Here is an 18191-nt window from a genome sequence, read left to right on the forward strand (position 1 = left end):
ATGCAGAGGCTCGACTATCTCAAGGAAAGCCCAAGCCAGACGGCAGGACCCTACGTTCATATCGGGTGCGTCCCGAATTTCTGCGGGATTTCAGGTGTCTATCCTGAAGATCTCGGCGGTGTGATGCGCAAGCCCGAGGCCAGGGGAGAGCACATCACCATCACCGGATGCGTCTGGGACGGCACCGGCACGCCTTTGCGCGACGCGATGGTCGAGATCTGGCAGGCGGACGCGGACGGGATCTATCCCGGCAACGAACCGCGCGGGCAGGCCGACCCGAACTTTGCGGGCTTCGGGCGCAACCCGGGCGATCAGAATACCGGCGAGTGGACCTTCGAAACGGTGAAGCCTGGGCGCGTGCCCATGCCGGACGGACGCCTGCAGGCCCCGCACGTTACCTTCTGGATCGTCGCTCGCGGTATCAACATCGGTTTGCACACGCGTATGTACTTCGCCGACGAAGAGGCGGCGAATGCCGAGGATCCGATCCTCGGACGTATCGAACATCAGAACCGGGTGCCGACGCTCCTGGCGGAGCCTCAGGGGCAGGGCGCCTACCGCTTCGACATCCGGTTGCAAGGCGAAAACGAGACGGTATTCTTCGATGTCTGATACTTCCGTAGCCGGCAAACCCTGTATCCTCTGCGTTGCGATCACCGGCTCGGTGCCGACGAAAGAGAACAACCCGGCGGTGCCGATTACCGTCTCCGAGCAGGTGGAATCGACACACGAGGCGTTCGAGGCCGGCGCCGCCATTGCCCATTGCCACGTGCGTAACGACGACCAGACGCCGTCCTCCGATCCCGACAGGTTCGCGGCGCTGAAGGAGGGGCTGGAAAAACACTGCCCCGGCATGATCGTGCAGTTCTCGACGGGCGGACGCTCGGGTGCGGGACAGGCGCGCGGGGGGATGCTGCCGCTGCGCCCCGACATGGCGTCGCTGTCCGTCGGGTCGAACAACTTCCCGACGCGGGTCTACGAGAACCCGCCCGATCTCGTCGACTGGCTCGCCTCCGAGATGCGCAGCTACGAAGTCACGCCCGAGGTGGAGGCCTTCGATCTCAGCCATATCCTGCAGGCGATCCGGCTGCATCAGGCGGGGAAACTCTACGGCAGGCTTTACGTGCAGTTCGTCATGGGGGTGAAAAACGCGATGCCCGCTGACCGGGAGGTTTTCGACTTCTACGTGAAGATCATGCAGGAGCGGGCGCCCGATGCCCTCTGGTGCGCTGCGGGGATCGGCGCGAACCAGGTGGTCGTGAACGAATGGGCCATCGCCGCGGGTGGGCATACCCGCGCGGGTCTCGAGGACAACGTGCGTCTCGACAAGGACACGCTCGCGCCGTCGAACGCGGCCCTCATCGCGCGCGCCGCCGAGATCTGTGCCCGCTACGAGCGCCCGGTCGCAACGGTTGCCGAAGCGCGCGACCTTCTCGGCCTGCGTTCCGCGTAGGCCGCGGCGAACGAGTGTGACAGCTCGGTCGTGGCAGCCAAGAGGGAGCGTGGGTCACTGCGCCACGAACCCGCGGCAGGGTTCTCGCTAGGGCTCAAGGCCGCGGCGGCACGGACCTTATCTCTGACGACCGGTTCGTCCCCGACGGCGATGAGACGCGCGCGCCTGGGCTTCAAGAAGGCCACTGGCGACGCGCCGATCCTCACTCCCTGAGCCAGCCGTCCTGAAAGGCGACGTCCGACAGCCCGGCGAGCCGGGACACTCTCTGCAGTTCGGCGTCGAGGGCGGCGACACGGCCCCGGCCGAACCTCGTTCCGGCTTCGGGCCAGAAAGCTCGCACGAAAAGGAGGTCGCCGTCCCGCCGCGCGTCGATCCTGCCGATCACGCGATCGCCCTGCATGACCGGAAAGACGTAGTAGGCGTACCGGCGCTTCTCCTCGGGCACGAAGATCTCGATCCGGTAGTGGAAGCCGAAAAGACGCTCGGCGCGCGCTCGGTCCCGCAGCACCGGATCGAATGGCGACAGCAGTCGGATGCGGGATGAGGGTTCGGAGAGGCTAGGGATGCGCTCGAGCATCGCCTCGGTCGTGAAGCAGCGCCGGGCGGCGCCTCCTGCCTGCGCGATCTCGGCTTCGATGATGCGTCCCGCGGCCAGCGCCTCGGTGCACCAGTCCTTGGCCTCGTCCCGCGTCGCGATCTCGAAGAAGGCGGCAAGCTCGCCGCTGGTTGCGAAGCCCAGTCGCTCCATCGCGGCGGACATCGCCCAGTCGACGATCTCGGTATCCGTCCGGTGTTCGCGGATAATCTCGGGTGGGATCACCCGCTCGGCCAGGTCGTAATGCTTCCGAAGCCCCTGCCGGTGGCAGATCGCAAGCCGACCGGACCTCCACAGGAACTCGAGCGCCGTCTTCGACGGGTGCCAGTCCCACCAGCCCGAGGAGTTCTTCGCCTCGCCGCCGCCGACATCAAGCGAAGAGGTCGGTCCGTTGTCGGCCACTTGCTTCAGGACGATGTCGAGCTCGTCGTGCCAGCCAGGCCGCTGCCAAGCCGGCCAGCGCTGGCGCATGCGCGCCTCGTCGCGTTCGAACTTGAGTCGCCACATCGGGTAGAAGGACATCGGGATGACGGACGCGTCATGCGTCCAGTGCTCGAAGGCGGACCGCCTCTTGGCCACGAGCGACCGGAGGGCGCGGGGGCGGTACCGGCTCCGCCGCGCCCAGAGGATCAGATCGTGCGCGCGCGCAAGCGTATTGACGCTGTCGACCTGCACGAAGCCGAGACCGTGCAGGAGCTCCTCGAGATCCACGCCCAAACCGGGACCGGGGGCTGGGCGCAGAAGGTGATGCCGGTCAAGGAAGAGACGGCGGGCATCGCGGTTGCTGAGGAGCGGTCTGGACATGGCGCCGCAAGGTACACGGGGGCAGCCGAAGCGCAATCGCTCCGCGCTCCGCCTTCCCCATCCTCAGGCCGGCATGAAGTTGTCGCGGTAGCGCTGGCGCAGCTCGTTCTTCTGGACCTTGCCCATAGTGTTGCGGGGCAGCTCGTCGATGAGAACATAGCCGCGCGGATGCTTGTAGCGGGCGAGTGCGGTGCTGACCTCCTCGGCGATCGCATCTGTGTCGGGCGTCGCGCCCGGCTCGGGCACAAGGACGGCGAGGGGCGTCTCTCCGAAATCCTCGTGCGGCACGCCGATCACCGCGGATTCCAGCACGCCGGGCTGGTCGTCCAGCACCAGCTCGATCTCCTTGGGGTAGATGTTGTAGCCGCCGGAGATGATCAGGTCCTTGTCACGTCCGACGATCTGCAGGTAGCCGTCCGCGTCGAAGGAGCCGAGGTCTCCCGTGATGAAGAAGCCATCCTCGCGCAGCTCGTCCGCGGTCTTTTCCGGCATCTGCCAGTAGCCCTGGAAGACGTTGGGTCCGCGCACCTCGATCCGGCCGACCTCGCCCGGCGGCACCTCGTCGGTGCTGTCCTGGGCGGTGATGCGGATCTCGACACCCGGCAGGGGGAAGCCCACCGTGCCTGCGCGGCGCTCCCCGTCATAGGGGTTCGAGGCGTTCATGTTGGTCTCGGTCATGCCGTATCGCTCGAGGATCCGGTGGCCGGTGCGGGCTTCGAAGGCCTCGTGCGTATCTGCGAGGAGAGGCGCGGAGCCGGACGTGAAGAGGCGCATGTGCGACGTCGCCTCACGCCTGAAGCGCTGGTCGCCGAGGAGGCGTGTATAAAAAGTCGGAACGCCCATCATGGAGGTGGCCTTCGGCAGCGCGTCCATCACAGCGTCGAGGTCGAACTTGGGCAGGAAGATCTGCGCCCCCCCGGCGGCGAGGATGACGTTCGTTGCCACGAAGAGCCCGTGCGTGTGGAAGATCGGGAGCGCGTGCAGGAGCACGTCGTCGCCGGTGAAGCGCCAGAGGTCCTTCAGCGCCTCGGCGTTCGACAGAAGGTTCGCATGGCTCAGCATCGCGCCCTTCGAGCGCCCGGTCGTGCCTGAGGTGTAGAGGAAGGCGGCAAGATCGCTCGGGCCGCGGTCCGCCGTGGCGAAGGTGTCGGGCTTGTCGCGCGCCGCCTCGGGCAGGCTGCCCGTTCCGTCCGCCGCCAGCGTGTGGAGCGTGGCACCGCCGTCCTTCGCCAGGGAGGACAGCGCCTCGGCCCGCGCCGGATCGCAGACCAGCATGGCCGCGCCGCTGTTGTCGACGAAATAGCTCATCTCGTCCGCAGTGTAGCCGGTGTTCAGAGGCAGGAAGATCACGCCAGCCTGCACGCAGGCCGCGTAGAGGGCGAGGGCTTCCGGCGACTTCTCGACCTGAGCGGCAAGGCGGTCGCCCGGCGAAAGCTTCGCCTCCGTCAACACGTGCGCGTATCTCGCGGCGGTGGCGAGGAAGTCGGCATAGGGCAGAACGCTGCCGTCCGGCAGATGCAGGAACGGATCGCTGCGGCCGGCATGGGGGGCGAAGAGGGCGTCGTAGAGCGTGTTGGACATGAGAAATTCCTAGGCCAGTGCCTTGTCTGCGGCCGCCGCAAGAGAGCGGACCTCCGCCGAGGTCGCGACCTCCTGCGTGGCGGCGAAGCGTTCGTGGTTCTGAGAGACCCGGCCGAGATCGTAGAGGTAGTTCACCATCAGACCGGCCGATTGCGCCTGTCCCTTCGCGGAGGTGTCGGCGCGGGCATGGATCGCGTGCACCGACGCTCCGTTCCCGAGATGGAAGCGCGCGACCGGATCGCGCGGCAGATTGCCCTTGCCCTTGATCCGGACGAGGTAGCGGGCGGCGAGACCGCGCATCCGAGCGTCGTCCTGCGGATCGTGCGGAATGCCTTCCTCGGTCAGCCAGGCCATCAGGCCGGGAATCGGAGACAGCGTGACGAAGGTCTTGAGACCGGGCAGCTCGAGAGCGAGATCTGCGGCCACCTGCTTGATCAGCGAATTGCCGAACGAGATGCTGGCGAGCCCCGACTGGCAGTTCGAGATGGAATAGAAGACGGCCGTGTCGGCGCGATCCTCCGCGAGCGCGTCGCGCCCCTCGACAAGCAGGTCCTGCACCGAGCCGGGAATGCCGCGTGTGAGGGCGACCTCGACGAAGATGAGCGGCTCGTCCGGCATCGCCGGATGGAAAAAGGCGAAACAACGCCGGTCGGGAGGTTCGACCCTGCGGCGCAGATCCTCCCAACTGTGGATCTCGTGCACGGCCTCGTAGGCGATGATCTTTTCGAGGATGCGCGCGGGGCTCTCCCAGTTGACCGGCCTCAGCACGAGGAAGCCGCGGTTGAACCAGCTCGCGAAGAGGTGCCGGAAGTCCACGTCGAGCGCCATCAGGGCGTCCTCGTCCAACCCGAGCCGCAAAAGGTCGGCGCGCATCTGGACGAGGGCTCCGGTCGCGCCGGGCACCTGGTTGAGCCGGCGGATGAGCTCCTGCCGCGGCGGCTCCGCCGCCGCCATCACCCGGCGGTAGCTCGCCTTGGTCTGGCCGGCCTCGTAGGCGTCGAGCGCGGCACGGACCTCGGCGGGATCGAGCGTCATTTCGTGGGCGAGGTGCCGGAAGAAGTCGAGCCGCCCGGCATCATCGCTTGCCGCATAACGGTCGAGGATCGTGCGGGCGAGCACCTGACCCGACCTCTCGCCGCGCGCGCCGATCAGGTCCGCGGCGAGCTCGGGCAGGGCGCGCGTGTCGCTCCGGTTGCCCCCAAAGGGGTTGAAACGGCGCTCGAAGACGGTGCTCAGAAGGTCGGCCAGCGGGCTCACGGCGCGTCTCCCATCACGAGGTCCGGCAGCCAGAGGGCGAGGCCGGGAAAGAGGCAGAGCAGCACGATGGCGACCACCATGCAGGCGACGTAGGGCAGCGATCCCATGAGGATCGTCTTGAGCTTGATGTCGGGTGCGATGCCGTTGATGACATAGAGGTTGAGGCCCACCGGCGGCGAGATCAAGCCGATCTCCATGTTGATCGTCAGCACGACGGCAAACCAGATCGGATCGAAGCCGGCGGTGGTGATGATGGGCAGAAGGATGGGCGCTGCCATCAGGATGACCGCGACGGGGGGCAGGAAGAAACCCGTGACCAGCAGGAAGAGGTTGATCATCGCCATCAGCACCCAGCGGTTCACCTCGAGATCGCCGATCCAGGCGGCGATGGACTGGGTGATGAAGAGCGACGACAGCATGTAGCTGAAGACCCCCGCCGCACCGATGATGAAGAGGATCATCACCGATTCCTTGGTGCTGTCGCGCAGCACGGTCCAGATAGCCCGGGGCGACCACATCGAGTAGATCACCATCGCGATGAGGAGGCAGAGAAGTGCCCCCACCGCCGCCGTCTCCGAAGGTGTCGCGATGCCGCCGTACATGGCGTAGAGCACGCCCACGATGATCGCGAGGAAGGGAAGGACGCGGGGCAGGATTTCGATCCGCTCGCGCCAGCTGTAGTTCCCGGCCTGAAGAACCTGCGCGTTGCCCGACTTCCAGGTCGAGTAGAGCGACCAGAGCATGAAGAGCGCGACGAGCAGGATGCCGGGCACGACGCCGGCGAGGAAGAGCCGCCCGATCGAGGTTTCCGTGGCGATGCCGTAGACGATCATCGTGACCGACGGCGGGATCAGGATGCCGAGGGTGCCGCCGGCGGCGATGGAGCCCGCGGCCACCGCGTCGGGATAGCCGCGCTTGCGCATCTCGGGGATGCCCATCTTGCCGATCGCGGCGCAGGTCGCGGGACTCGATCCGCTCATCGCCGAGAAGAGCGCGCAGGCTCCGAGGTTCGAGACGACGAGACCTCCGGGGATACGCGTGAGCCAGCGCTCGAGTGCCTCGTAGAGGTCGGCGCCGGCCCGGGTCGAGGAGATCGCGGCGCCCATGATGATGAACATCGGGATCGAGAGCAGGGCGAAGTTGTCGAGCTTGCCGAAGAAGACTTCCGGCATCAGGGACAGGGACGAGGCGCCGTCGAAGATCAGGATGAACCCTGCCGACACGACGAGCAGGCCCGCGGCGACGGAGATGCCGGAGAAGAGGACCCCGATCGTCGCAAGCGCGACGAGGGAGCCAAGCGTGAGCGGGTCCATCATTCGGCTCCTTCAGGGGTGAGGCGGGCATCGGGGGCGAGGCCGAACGGCTCCTCGATCTCGCGGCTCATGGCGTAGAAGTCCGCGGCGATCTGCAGCGCGTAGAGCCCGAAGCCGAGCGGCAGCGCGAGATAGGGCACCCAGAGCTTGGGGTTCCACGGGCTGTTGGAGGTCTCGCCCCAATCCCAGGCCTCGTGCCAGAAATGGTAGCCGTGCCAGAGCATGAGCCCTGCGATGCCGAGCGTGCAGGCCATCACGACGAAGGCCAGAACGCGGCGCGCGCCGGGCGGCAGCATCAGTGGCAGAAGATCCACGTTCACGTGGCCGCGCAGGAACTGGACGTAAGGCAGCCCCAGCATCGTCGCAGCGATCATCATGTAGGTGACGCCCTCGGTCTGCCAGATCGTCGAGCCGTTCAGGACGAAGCGGATGAAGATCATCTGGCAGGTCACGGCGACCGAGGCGACGATCAGCAGCGCGGACACAACACCCGCGATCTGGCTGAGCAATCCGATTGCGCGCAGAACGATATTGCCGCCGTGCGGGGCGGAGGATGTGGCGGGGGACGGGCCGGACATGGCGCCTCCAGTAAGGTCGGAAGGATGCGCCGGGAGCGTCGGGCCCCCGGCGCGAGGCGATCATTCGACCGAAAGGGCCATGTCGAGCAGCTTCTGCCCGTCCTCGGAGCCGTCGAGGAACGCCTGGTAGGCGGTCTCCTGGGCGATCTGGCGCCAGGCGTCGAACTCCTCTTCCGTCATCTCGGCGATCTCGACGCCGTTCTCGGCGAAGGTGTCGCGCGCCTCGCCGTCTTCCTTCTTGGCCTCCTCGAGATAGAAGGCGGTGGCTTTCTCGGCAGCCTCCATGAGCGCGGTCTGCTGCTCCTCGTTCAGACCGTCGAAGGTCGATTTGTTCATCAAGAGCGGCTGGTACATGAACCACAGCGCGTAGTCGCCGGCGGGCGTGAAGCAGGCGACCTGCTCGTAGATCCTGTAGGAGACGAAGGACGAGGACGAGGTGTTCGCGGCGTCGAGAACGCCGGTCTGCATCGCGTTGTAGAGCTCGGCCGAGGACATCGACGCGATCGAGGCGCCGGCCCCGGCGAGCATCTGCTCGAACGCCTTGCCGGCGGCGCGCATCTGCTTGCCCGCGACGTCCTCGGGCTTGGTGATGCATTCCTCGGTTCCGGCAAATCCGCCCGCCAGGTATCCGGGGACGAGGGTCATGATATTGTCCTCGTTCAGGATCGCCTCGATCTCGGCCATGAACTCGGACTCGTTGAGCCGTGCCGCGTGGTCGTGGTTCTTCACGAGGCCAGGCATAAGCGTGAGGTTGTAGGCGTTGCGCAGCCCGCCAGCGTACGAGAGCGGAAAGACGATCATGTCGACCTGACCACGGCTCAGCGGCTTGTACTGCTCGCGGGCCTTGAAGAGCGACTCGCTCGGAAAGATCCGGATGTCGAGGTCGACATCTGCCGCGGCGACCTCGTCGGCGACCATCTGGGCCACCTTGTGGCGTACGTCGCCCTCCGACCATTGGTGCGAGACGCGCAATTCCGCGGCATGAGCGCCGCTTGCAAGAAGGGCGAGCGCCGCGGCGGCGGCGGTAGCTTTGAATGTCATCTGTTTCCTCCCATTGGTCGCCCCTCCCCGGGCGAGCATGACGTGAGACTTGCAAAGCTTGTCGCTCACGTCAACAATCTTGTATACAAGATGGGCAGATTTGTGCGAACACCGGCTCCAAGACGATCCGAGGGATGGGACGTGAAACGCTCTGACCGAATTGCGGAGACCCTGGAGGGTCTGATCATCGACGGCACGTTCGCCGATGGCGAACGCCTCGACGAAGTGCAGCTCGCAGGGCGGTTCGAGGTGTCGCGCACACCCCTGCGGGAGGCGTTCCAGCGATTGGCGATATCCGGCCTCGTCGAGCAGATACCCCGCAGGGGCGTCTTCGTTCGCCAGCCGGGGCCGGTGCAACTGGTCGAGATGTTCGAGGTCATGGCCGAGCTTGAGGCGGCCTGCGCCCGCCTTGCCGCGGCACGGATCAGCGACGAGGCGCTCGAGGAGATGAAGGCGATCAATGCGCGGTGCCTCGAGGCAGTCGAGCTCCGGGACACTGACGGGTACTACTACGAGAACGAGCGTTTTCATGCGATCCTCTACCGTCAGTCCGGCAATTCCTTCCTGCAATCCGAGTGCCAGAGGTTGCATCGCAGGCTGACTCCGTTCCGCCGGCTGCAGCTGCGCTCTCGCGGCAGGCTGTCCCAATCGATGGCGGAACACGAGGCGATCGTGGCGGCGCTCGAGGAAGGCGACGCGCAGCGCGCCGCAGCCGAGACGCGCCTGCATGTCGCGGTCCAGGGCGAAAAGTTCCAGCATCTCATGAGCAGCCTCAGGCCTGCGGCGGAGTGAGACAGCCATTATTTGCGGTGGGCTTTTCGCCAAGCCGTTCAGGACATTCCCGCGGCCGATACGGTGCGAGCATATGAGATGTCCGTTCACACATGCAAAAACCGTGTTGACGCTGCATCTTGTTGTGCGTTAGGCGCGCCACCCCGTTGCCCCATGCGTTAGAAGACAAGGTCACTCCCTGTCCGCGCGCGCCAGGCCACCTAATTAGACCCGCGAAATGGCCCCGACGCCGGTGCCGCCTGCTTCATCGAACCGAACGACGCACCCGATGTTTGCGCTGCGCCTCGACATGCCGCGGCATGAGCCCCTCATTCAACAGACGACCATCCGGAAGGATACCCATGACCGACACATCCGCCGCCGGCGGGCTTGCAGAGCGTTTCAGGCGCATCGACAAGCCGCTCCTCGCCGTGACCGGAGCGTTCATCGCGCTCTTCTGCGCACTTGCCCTCATCGACATCGAGACCCTTTCGAGCCTCATCGACAGCGGCTTCGGCGCGGCAGCCCGCTATTTCGGCCTCTACTGGCAGCTCCTTCTGCTCGCCACCTTCCTGATCGGCCTCGCGATCTGCGTCTTCCCGGGCGCGAAGGCACGGCTCGGCAATCTCGACATCCCGGAATTTTCGGCCTTCCAGTGGGGCTCGATGATCATGTGTACCCTGCTTGCGGGCGGCGGCGTCTTCTGGGCGGCGGGCGAGCCGATCGCACACTATCTCTCGACCCCCGCGCTTTTCGGAGACCTCTCCGGCCAGCCCGATGCGCGTGCGGATGCGGCGCTGGCGCAGGCCTTCCTGCATTGGGGCTTTCTCGCCTGGGCGATCCTCGGCGCGCTCAGCACCATCATGCTGATGCATTACCACTACGGCAAAGGCCTGCCGCTGGCGCCGCGGACCCTGCTCTATCCCGTCTTCGGCGACAGGGCGCTGTCGGGTCCGCTCGGGCTCGTCGCGGATGCCTGCTGCATCATCTCGGTCGTGGCCGGCACGGTGGGGCCGATCGGCTTTCTCGGGCTGCAGATGGCCTATGGCCTCAACGTGCTTTTCGACATCCCGAACACCTTAACGACGCAGGCAGTGGTCATCCTCTCGCTCGTCGGCGTCTACTCGATCTCGGCGGTCACGGGTCTCGCGAAGGGGATCAAATACCTGTCGCAGTTCAACGTGATCCTCGTCTTTGTCCTCCTGGTTTTCATGCTTCTCGCCGGACCGACCGCGTCGATCCTCGGCGATTTTGCGGGTGGGTTCTCGACCTACATTTCGAACTTCTTCTCGCTGGCGCTCTTCCGGGGGGAGGCCGGCGTCTTCGGCGATCCCGGCTGGCTCGGCTGGTGGACGGTGTTCTTCTGGGGTTGGTTCATCGGCTACGGACCGCTGATGGCGATCTTCATCGCACGGATCAGCCGGGGCCGCTCGATCCGGTCGATCATCCTCATGCTCTCGATCGTTGCCCCGATCGTGACCAATTTCTGGTTCACCATCATCGGCGGCTCGGGCATCGCATTCGAGCAGATGGATCCGGGCGTCATCTCGGAGCCCTTCGACGGTTTGAACCTCGAGGCGGGCCTCTTCGCGATCACCCAGACCTTCCCCGCCGGCATCGTGCTTTCGATCGCCTTCCTCGTGCTGACCATGGCGTTCGTCGCGACCACCAGCGACTCCATGAGCTACGTGATCGCGCAGGCGATGTCGGATGGCGCGCCGTCGACCGCGCTCCGCGCGTTCTGGGGGCTGACGATGGGCGCGATGGCCCTGATCCTGATCTCGATCGGGGCAGGGGGCGTCGGCAAGCTGCAGAGCTTCATCGTCGTCACCGCGGTGCCGGTGTCGCTGATCCTCCTGCCGACGCTCTGGGACGCGCCGCGCATCGCGTGGGCCGCCGGTCGCCGCTGATCGTCGTCCCGGCAGACCGGCGCCGGCCCCTGCAACCCGGGGGCCGACGCTGAGCACGGCTCCGTGGCCGAATGCGCCTGCGGCGTGCCGGATCCCTGTAGGGTTTCGGCACGCAACCTGTCCGTAGCGGCCGGCGCTTTTCCGACGAGACGGAAGCCGCCGCGACAGCGGAAGCGGAGCCCGACACCTGACGCCTCCTGGAAAATGTTGCGCGAACTGGGGCAGAATCTGCTTAGGCTCGAAGGATATCGGACTCGCCTCAAGTGGGGGTCCGAGCACCAAGCGTCAGGGAGCCCAACATGAAAATAATTCTCGTCACCGCGGCGATCGGCCTCGCGATCGGCACGCAGGCGGTCGCGCAGAGCCACCCGCTCGACGGTCTGACCGCCGACGAGTACGACCGCGTCACCTCGATCCTGAGGGAGGCCGAAATCGTCTCGGACCAGACGCTCTTTCCGCTGATCGAGCTGAAGGAGCCGCCCAAGACTGAGGTTCTGGCTTGGGACGGCGCGGCCGAGATCGAACGCCGGGCGCTCGTGCACTACACCTCCGCGGACGGGTTCGGGGAGGCGATCGTCAACATCACCTCCGGCGAGGTCGAACACAGCGGACTGATCGCCCAGCAGGGTCAGCCGATGATCATGCTGACCGAGTTCATGGGGGCGCTGCAGGCCGCCTTGAGCGACCAGCGGATGATCGATGCGCTGGCCAAGCGCGACCTCACTCCGGACCAGACCTTCTGCCTGCCGCTGACCGCCGGGAACTTCCTGACCCCGGACTACGAAGGCAACCGCCTGATGAAGATCCCCTGCTACGTCGTGCCGGAGGGATCGAACTTCTACGCCAAGCCCATCGAGGGCCTGAGTGCGACCTACGATCTGCTCACGAACGAGATCGTCGAGGTGGTCGATACCGGCGTCGTGGATGTGCCCGAGGATCCCTGGGGGTACACCGAGGACGAGATCGCAGAGCGCGTCGCCCTGCGCCCCGACACGAACCGCGCCGAGCTCAGCCAGGACGGCGGACCCAACTTCACGCTCGAGGGCAGTGAGCTCAGCTGGGACATCTGGAAGATGCGCCTGAGGGTCGACAAGCGCCCGGGCCTCGTGGTGTCGGACATACGTGCCGACGATCAGGGCACGTGGCGGGACGTGATCTACCAGACGCATCTCTCGGAGGTCTTCGTGCCGTACATGGATCCGGACGAGAACTGGTACTGGCGGACCTACATGGACAGCGGCGAATACGGGTTCGGGCTCTTCCTGACGCCCCTGACCGCCGGTGTGGACTGCCCGGATTACGCGACCTTCCTGCCTGCGACGGTCAACGACGACACCGGCGCGGCGATGGAGATTCCCGACGCGATCTGCATCTTCGAGCGATCGACTGGCGATCCCGCATGGCGCCATTTCGAGGTCTTCGCCCAGTCAGAGGACCAGTTCGTGCCCGCGGAGGGACGGCCGCACACCGAACTCGTGGTCCGGACGGCCTCGGAAGTCGGCAATTACGACTATCTCATTGACTACCGATTCCACCAGGACGGGCAGATGCAGATCATGGTCGGCGCGACGGGGCTCGACGCGGTGAAGGGCGTGAACAGCACCTCGATGTCGGATGAGACGGCGGAGGCGGACACCGCCCACGGCACGCTGATCGCTCCGAACCTTGTGGCGGCAAACCACGACCACTACTTCAACTTCCGCATCGACTTCGACGTGGATCAGCCGAAGAACACGTTCATGACCATGGATATCGTGCCGGCCGAGGTCGACGACCAGAGCCCGCGCCGGTCGATGTGGGAGGTTCGTCACCACGTGCCGCAAAGCGAGACCGAGGCGAGCTACCAGATCTCGGCGATGCAGCCGCGCTACTTCATGGTCATGAATCACGACCGGAAAGGGTATCTCGACCATTCGCCTGGCTGGATGATCCACCACGGCTCGATCGCCTACGGTCCGTTCGATTTCTCCAACGATCCGCCGTTCAAGCGCAATCCGTGGGTGGAGAACTCGGTCTGGAACACCGTCCAGAACGACGACGAACGCTACGCCGGCGGCAGCTACGCGATGCAGTCGGACGGAAGCGAGACGCTGGCGAGCTATGTCGAGGACGACCAGCCGTTGCCGGGGCAGGACGTGGTGACCTGGTTCACGGCGGGCTTCCACCACATCCCGCGCATGGAGGATTGGCCGGTGATGTCGACCGAGTGGAAGCAGGTGCACATCATGCCGCACAACTTCTTCTCGATGAACCCGGCGATCACCCTGCGGAAGTGACCCGAGAAGGCGCCCCCGAGGCTCAAAAGCTTCGGGGAGTGCTGCCAGGTCTCCCTTGCGACCGGGTGTCATCATCCCCGCCCCACACTCATGGGTTGAGGGCGGTGGAATTGAACTCCCGCCGGTATGAGATATCTGAACGCATTCAAAGGGCGTTCGGACATAAAAGATGCCGCACTGCCGCGACAAACGAAACAAAGCGTTGACATTGGTGCGCCCCGCGCCGGACCCTTGGGGGCACCCTGCGCGGGATCTCGGTCCCGCCAATTCGATCAAGGGGCGGCTGCCGCGAATTTGCGTCAGGAACGCCCCGTAAGCTGGGAGACATGATCATGAAACTTCGCACCCTCATTGCCTCGAGCGCGCTTGCTATCGCCGCGGCGTCCAGCGCCAGCGCGGATACCTGGCGCTATGCCTTCGAGGAAGCGATGGACGAGGTCCAGGGCATCTTCGCCCAGAAATTCAAGGAAGAGGTCGAGGCGAACTCCGACCACACCGTGCAGCTCTTCCCCTTCGGCACGCTCGGGGAATCCGCCGACATTATGGAGCAGGCGCAATCGGGCATCCTGCAGTTCGTCGACCAGTCGCCCGGCTTCACCGGTGCGCTGATCCCCGAGGCGCAGGTCTTCTTCGTGCCGTACCTGCTGCCGCAGGACGAGGAGCAGCTCGCGACGTTCTTCGAGGAATCGAAGGCGATCAACGAGATGTTCCCGCCGCTTTACGAAGAGCAGGGCCTGAAGCTGCTGACCATGTTCCCCGAGGGCGAGGTCATGATGACGACGCAGGAGCCTGTAGAGGCTCCCGAAGACCTCAACGAGGTGAAGTTCCGAGTGATGACCAACCCGCTCCTGGTGGAAAGCTACCAGGCCTTCGGCGCCACGCCCACGCCGCTGCCCTGGGGCGAGGTCTATGGCGGTCTGCAGACCGGCATCATCCAGGGCCAGGAAAACCCCGCCTTCTTCATCGAGTCGACGAAGATGTACGAGGTGACCGACTACATCACCCGCGCCGGGCACAACAACTTCACGACCGCCGTGATGGCCAATCTCGACTTCTTCGAGGGGCTTCCGGAGGAGGAGCAGACGATGATCCAGGACGCGATCGACGTCGCGTTCGACCATATCATCGAGTATCAGGACGGTCTGACCGAAGAGTCGCTCGAGAAGATCAAGGAGGCCAAGCCTTCCATCACGATCAACGAGCTGTCCGAGGAACAGCGCCAGCCCTTCATGGAGACCGCCGAAGGCGTGGAGCAGGAGTTCCTCGAGATCGGCGGCGATCAGGCGCAGGCGATCCTCGATCAGATGAAGGCCGATCTCGAAGCGGTGGGTGCCGGCTCGGACAGCTGATAACGCGCAAGTCTTGCCGGACCGCTCCGTGGCGGTCCGGCTCCGGCCCCTTTCGAAAAACAACAGGACGGCAGCGATGACCGCGGACGAGCAAAGGCGCGCCGAGCGTGATCCCCAGATGATGGCCGAGGTGCAGGTGCCGGCCGCCGACGACGATATCGACGATTCGAAATACGTCTCGGGACTCCCCGGCATTCTCGGCATCATCGATGTTGGCATCGCCCGGATCGAGGCCGTCCTGCTGGCCATCGGCGTGCTGCTGATGGCGTTCAACACGATCGCCAACGTCGTCGGGCGCTACGTATTCGGCAATTCGCTCTACTTCTCCGAAGAGCTCAATCAGGCGCTCATCATCCTGATCACCTTCGCCGGCATCTCCTACGCCGCGCGGCACGGGCGTCATATCCGCATGTCCGCGATCTTCGATGCGACGAGCCCCGCGATCCGCAAGCCGCTCATGATCCTGATCGCGGTCGTCACCGCGGCGGCGATGTTCCTGCTGACCTGGTATTCGGTCGAATACGTAATGAGCCAGGCCGGACGGGGCCGGTTGCTGCCGGCGATGCAGATACCGGTCTGGTGGATCATCGTCTGGGCGCCGCTCGGGTTCTTTCTGACAGGGCTTCAATACAGTTTGACGGCGATCAAGAACGTCCTTCACGAGAACATCTGGCTCTCCACCTCGACGATGGAAGGCTACGACGATCCCCGCGAAGAGGAGGTCTGAGTCATGAGCCTTGCCATCTTCGGGACGATGATCCTCCTCCTTCTGCTCGGCTTTCCGATGATGATCCCGCTCATCGCCGGGTCCCTGATCGGCTTCGTGTCGCTCTTCGGCGGGATGGGGCAGCTCGACACCATGGTGCAGCAGATCCTCGCGGGAATCCGGCCAGCAAGCCTCATCGCCGTGCCGATGTTCATCTTCGCCGCAGACATCATGACCCGGGGACAATCCGCGGCCCGACTGATCGATCTCGTGATGGCCTTCGTCGGTCACCTCAAGGGCGGGCTCGCCGTGTCGACGGCGACGGCCTGCACGCTTTTCGGCGCGGTCTCGGGTTCGACGCAGGCGACCGTGGTCGCGGTCGGCGGTCCGCTGCGGCCGCGGATGCTGCAGGCGGGCTACAAGGACAATTTCGTCCTCGCGCTGATCGTCAACTCGTCCGACATCGCCTTCCTGATCCCGCCCTCGATCGGCATGATCATCTACGGCGTCGTCTCGGGCACCTCGATCTCGGAGCTGTTCATCGCGGGCATCGGCCCGGGCCTGCTGATCCTCGTGCTCTTCTCGATCTACTCCTACATCTACGCCAGGCGGCACAACGTCCCGGTCGAGCCGAAATCGAGCTGGGGCGAGCGCGCCCGAGCGATGCAGCGCGCGCTCTGGCCGCTCGGGTTCCCGGTCATCATCGTGGGCGGCATCTACGGCGGCATCTTTTCCCCGACCGAGGCTGCGGCGGCCTGCGTGCTCTATGCGCTCTTTCTCGAAATGGTGGTCTTCCGCGAACTCTCGATCAAGCAGCTCTACGCGACCGCGAAGTCGACGGGGCTCATCACCGCGGTGGTCTTCATCCTCGTCGGTGCGGGGGCGGCGTTCTCCTACGTCATCAGCTTCGCGCAGATCCCGCAGCAGGTGCTGGGCGCCATCGGCATCGACGATATGGGGCCTTACGCGATCCTCTTCACGATCTCGATCGCCTTCTTTGTCGGCTGCATGTTCGTCGATCCGATCGTCGTGATTCTGATCCTGGTCCCGATTTTCGCGCCGGTGGTCGATTCCGCCGGCCTCGATCCGGTCCTCGTTGGCACGATCATCACGCTTCAGGTGGCCATCGGCAGCGCGACGCCACCCTTCGGCTGCGACATCTTCACCGCCATCGCAGTGTTCAAACGCCCCTATGCGGAGGTCGTGCGCGGCACACCGCCTTTCATCGTCATGCTGCTCGGTGTCGCGGTGCTTCTGATCTTCTTCCCGCAGATCGCGCTCTTCCTGCGCGACCTGGCCTTCGCTGAATAGGAGCGGCGCGATGTTCACATCCATCCTGGCCGCCTATGACGGCTCGAAGGGGGGCTACGCGGCCCTCGAGAAGGCGGCAGAACTGGCCAAGCTCAGCGGGGCGGACCTTACGGTCCTTACCTGCTACCGTCACCATTCGATGCTGGAGGCCTCGCTCTCCATGGTCCGGGGCGCGCGCGAGACCGACCGGAATCTCGACGACATCATGCGACAGGTCTCGCGCGAGGCCGCCGAAGAGGCCAAGGCGCGGGCGCAAGAAATGGGGGTGGGAAAAGTCTCCGCGTTCATCAAGAACGGCCCGTCGGCGCGCACCATCGTTGCCTTTGCCGGGGAGCGCGGCTGCGATCTGATCGTACTCGGCTCGCGCGGACTCGGCTCCTCGGAAGGCTACCTGCTCGGCTCGGTCAGCCACAAGGTGACGAGCCTGACGGATCTGCCGGTCCTCGTCGTCTGAGGCTCCGCAATGGCGCATGATCCTCTCCGGCGCTTCGGGCTGATCGCGCTCGCGACGGACCTGACGATAGAGGGTGACGCGGCGCGGCTGATGCCTCAGGGCACGCAGCTTCACGTCACCCGCATCGCCTTCGAGAACCCGACGACGCCGGAAAGTCTCAAGCGCACCGGACCCCGGTTGAAGCAGGCCGCGGATCTCATCGTGCCGGGCGTGCCGCTCGACGGCATGATCTTCGGTTGTACCTCCGCCGCCGCCGCCCTCGGGGACACGGTCGAGACCGAGATCGGGGGGCGGGCTCCCGTGGTGACGCCGATGGGAGGATTGCTCCGCGCGCTCGAGACGCTCGGACTGTCAAGGATCGCACTGCTGACGCCGTACCTTCCCGAGACGGCGGAGCTTGTCGCCAATTATCTGACAGATCATGGGGTCGAGATCGTCTCGCGCCATGCCATGGGCTATGCCGACGATCGCGACATGGCCCGCCTGATGCCCGGAGAGATCATCGAGGGTGTGCTCGCGGCCGACCATCCGGACGCCGAGGCGCTGTTTCTCTCCTGCACTGCGCTGCCGGCGGTGCCTCTCATCGCAGAACTCGAGGCGCGGCTCGGCAAGCCGGTTCTGAGCTCGAACCAGGTCGTATTCTGGGCGACGCTCGACATCGCCCGCATCCCGGGCGACAGGCCGGGCCCGGGCAGGCTTTTCACCATCTGCAAGTGGTGAGGCGGCGCAGTCGAGATGACCCGCGGCTCGGGGCCGCCCGGGCCATCCGCCTGAAAAGCATCCCGCTCCGGC

Annotated in this window: 16 protein-coding genes; 10 read left to right on the plus strand and 6 right to left on the minus strand. The window is 65.3% G+C overall.

What is annotated here, in order from left to right; genetic code table 11:
• Together pcaG and OCH239_RS00750 are read left to right on the plus strand one after the other, a co-directional pair.
• Nucleotides 1-612, plus strand: a complete 612-nt coding sequence (gene pcaG / locus OCH239_RS00745) for a protocatechuate 3,4-dioxygenase subunit alpha (RefSeq protein ID WP_037257178.1) — start codon at nucleotides 1-3, stop codon at nucleotides 610-612.
• Complete coding sequence (locus tag OCH239_RS00750; protein ID WP_037257180.1) at nucleotides 605-1453, plus strand: 3-oxoadipate:acetyl-CoA acetyltransferase; 849 nt, start codon at nucleotides 605-607, stop codon at nucleotides 1451-1453. Before pcaG ends, OCH239_RS00750 begins: the two co-directional genes overlap by 8 nt.
• Nucleotides 1454-1655: 202 nt before the next feature.
• On the opposite strand, the gene OCH239_RS00755 is transcribed toward OCH239_RS00750, so the two are convergent.
• The 6 genes from OCH239_RS00755 to dctP form a co-directional block, all read right to left on the minus strand.
• Nucleotides 1656-2852 carry a winged helix-turn-helix domain-containing protein gene (locus tag OCH239_RS00755; protein ID WP_037257182.1) on the minus strand — a complete coding sequence of 399 codons (1197 nt, stop codon included), beginning with the start codon at nucleotides 2850-2852 and terminating at the stop codon, nucleotides 1656-1658.
• Between the two features lie 63 nt (nucleotides 2853-2915).
• Nucleotides 2916-4433, minus strand: coding sequence for a malonate--CoA ligase (locus OCH239_RS00760; protein WP_037257183.1), 1518 nt, complete (start codon nucleotides 4431-4433; stop codon nucleotides 2916-2918).
• A 9-nt stretch (nucleotides 4434-4442) separates the two neighbouring features.
• Nucleotides 4443-5690, minus strand: coding sequence for a malonyl-CoA decarboxylase (locus tag OCH239_RS00765; RefSeq protein WP_037257186.1), 1248 nt, complete (start codon nucleotides 5688-5690; stop codon nucleotides 4443-4445).
• A complete protein-coding gene (locus OCH239_RS00770) occupies nucleotides 5687-7003 on the minus strand; it encodes a TRAP transporter large permease (protein WP_037257188.1) in 1317 nt (438 codons plus the stop codon). The genes OCH239_RS00765 and OCH239_RS00770 overlap by 4 nt, the downstream gene beginning before the upstream one ends.
• Entirely contained in the window at nucleotides 7003-7581 is a 579-nt protein-coding gene (locus tag OCH239_RS00775; protein WP_037257191.1) for a TRAP transporter small permease subunit, read from the minus strand. Before OCH239_RS00775 ends, OCH239_RS00770 begins: the two co-directional genes overlap by 1 nt.
• Before the next feature lie 60 nt (nucleotides 7582-7641).
• The gene (dctP, locus tag OCH239_RS00780; protein ID WP_037257194.1) at nucleotides 7642-8622 is read right to left on the minus strand and encodes a TRAP transporter substrate-binding protein DctP; all 981 of its coding nucleotides are present in this window, start codon (nucleotides 8620-8622) and stop codon (nucleotides 7642-7644) included.
• A gap of 90 nt (nucleotides 8623-8712) precedes the next feature.
• Between dctP and OCH239_RS00785 the strand changes: the two genes are divergently transcribed.
• From OCH239_RS00785 to OCH239_RS00820, 8 genes are all read left to right on the plus strand, one after another.
• The gene (locus OCH239_RS00785; RefSeq protein WP_051489168.1) at nucleotides 8713-9414 is read left to right on the plus strand and encodes a GntR family transcriptional regulator; all 702 of its coding nucleotides are present in this window, start codon (nucleotides 8713-8715) and stop codon (nucleotides 9412-9414) included.
• Between the two features lie 341 nt (nucleotides 9415-9755).
• Nucleotides 9756-11303: a BCCT family transporter gene (locus OCH239_RS00790; protein WP_037257199.1), complete on the plus strand. Its 1548-nt coding sequence runs from the start codon at nucleotides 9756-9758 to the stop codon at nucleotides 11301-11303.
• 299 nt (nucleotides 11304-11602) lie between these two features.
• The gene (locus tag OCH239_RS00795) at nucleotides 11603-13579 is read left to right on the plus strand and encodes a copper amine oxidase (RefSeq protein ID WP_037257202.1); all 1977 of its coding nucleotides are present in this window, start codon (nucleotides 11603-11605) and stop codon (nucleotides 13577-13579) included.
• Nucleotides 13580-13911: 332 nt separating this feature from the next.
• The gene (locus OCH239_RS00800) at nucleotides 13912-14928 is read left to right on the plus strand and encodes a TRAP transporter substrate-binding protein (RefSeq protein WP_037258057.1); all 1017 of its coding nucleotides are present in this window, start codon (nucleotides 13912-13914) and stop codon (nucleotides 14926-14928) included.
• Nucleotides 14929-15049: 121 nt separating this feature from the next.
• Complete coding sequence (locus tag OCH239_RS00805) at nucleotides 15050-15655, plus strand: TRAP transporter small permease (protein WP_051489171.1); 606 nt, start codon at nucleotides 15050-15052, stop codon at nucleotides 15653-15655.
• Between the two features lie 3 nt (nucleotides 15656-15658).
• Nucleotides 15659-16945 carry a TRAP transporter large permease gene (locus OCH239_RS00810; RefSeq protein WP_037257205.1) on the plus strand — a complete coding sequence of 429 codons (1287 nt, stop codon included), beginning with the start codon at nucleotides 15659-15661 and terminating at the stop codon, nucleotides 16943-16945.
• A 10-nt stretch (nucleotides 16946-16955) separates the two neighbouring features.
• Nucleotides 16956-17399, plus strand: coding sequence for a universal stress protein (locus tag OCH239_RS00815; protein WP_037257207.1), 444 nt, complete (start codon nucleotides 16956-16958; stop codon nucleotides 17397-17399).
• 9 nt (nucleotides 17400-17408) lie between these two features.
• A complete protein-coding gene (locus tag OCH239_RS00820) occupies nucleotides 17409-18119 on the plus strand; it encodes a maleate cis-trans isomerase family protein (RefSeq protein WP_051489103.1) in 711 nt (236 codons plus the stop codon).
• The last annotated feature ends 72 nt before the right edge of the window (nucleotides 18120-18191 follow it).

Origin of the sequence: Roseivivax halodurans JCM 10272, assembly GCF_000521785.1 — a bacterium.
Lineage (GTDB): Bacteria > Pseudomonadota > Alphaproteobacteria > Rhodobacterales > Rhodobacteraceae > Roseivivax > Roseivivax halodurans.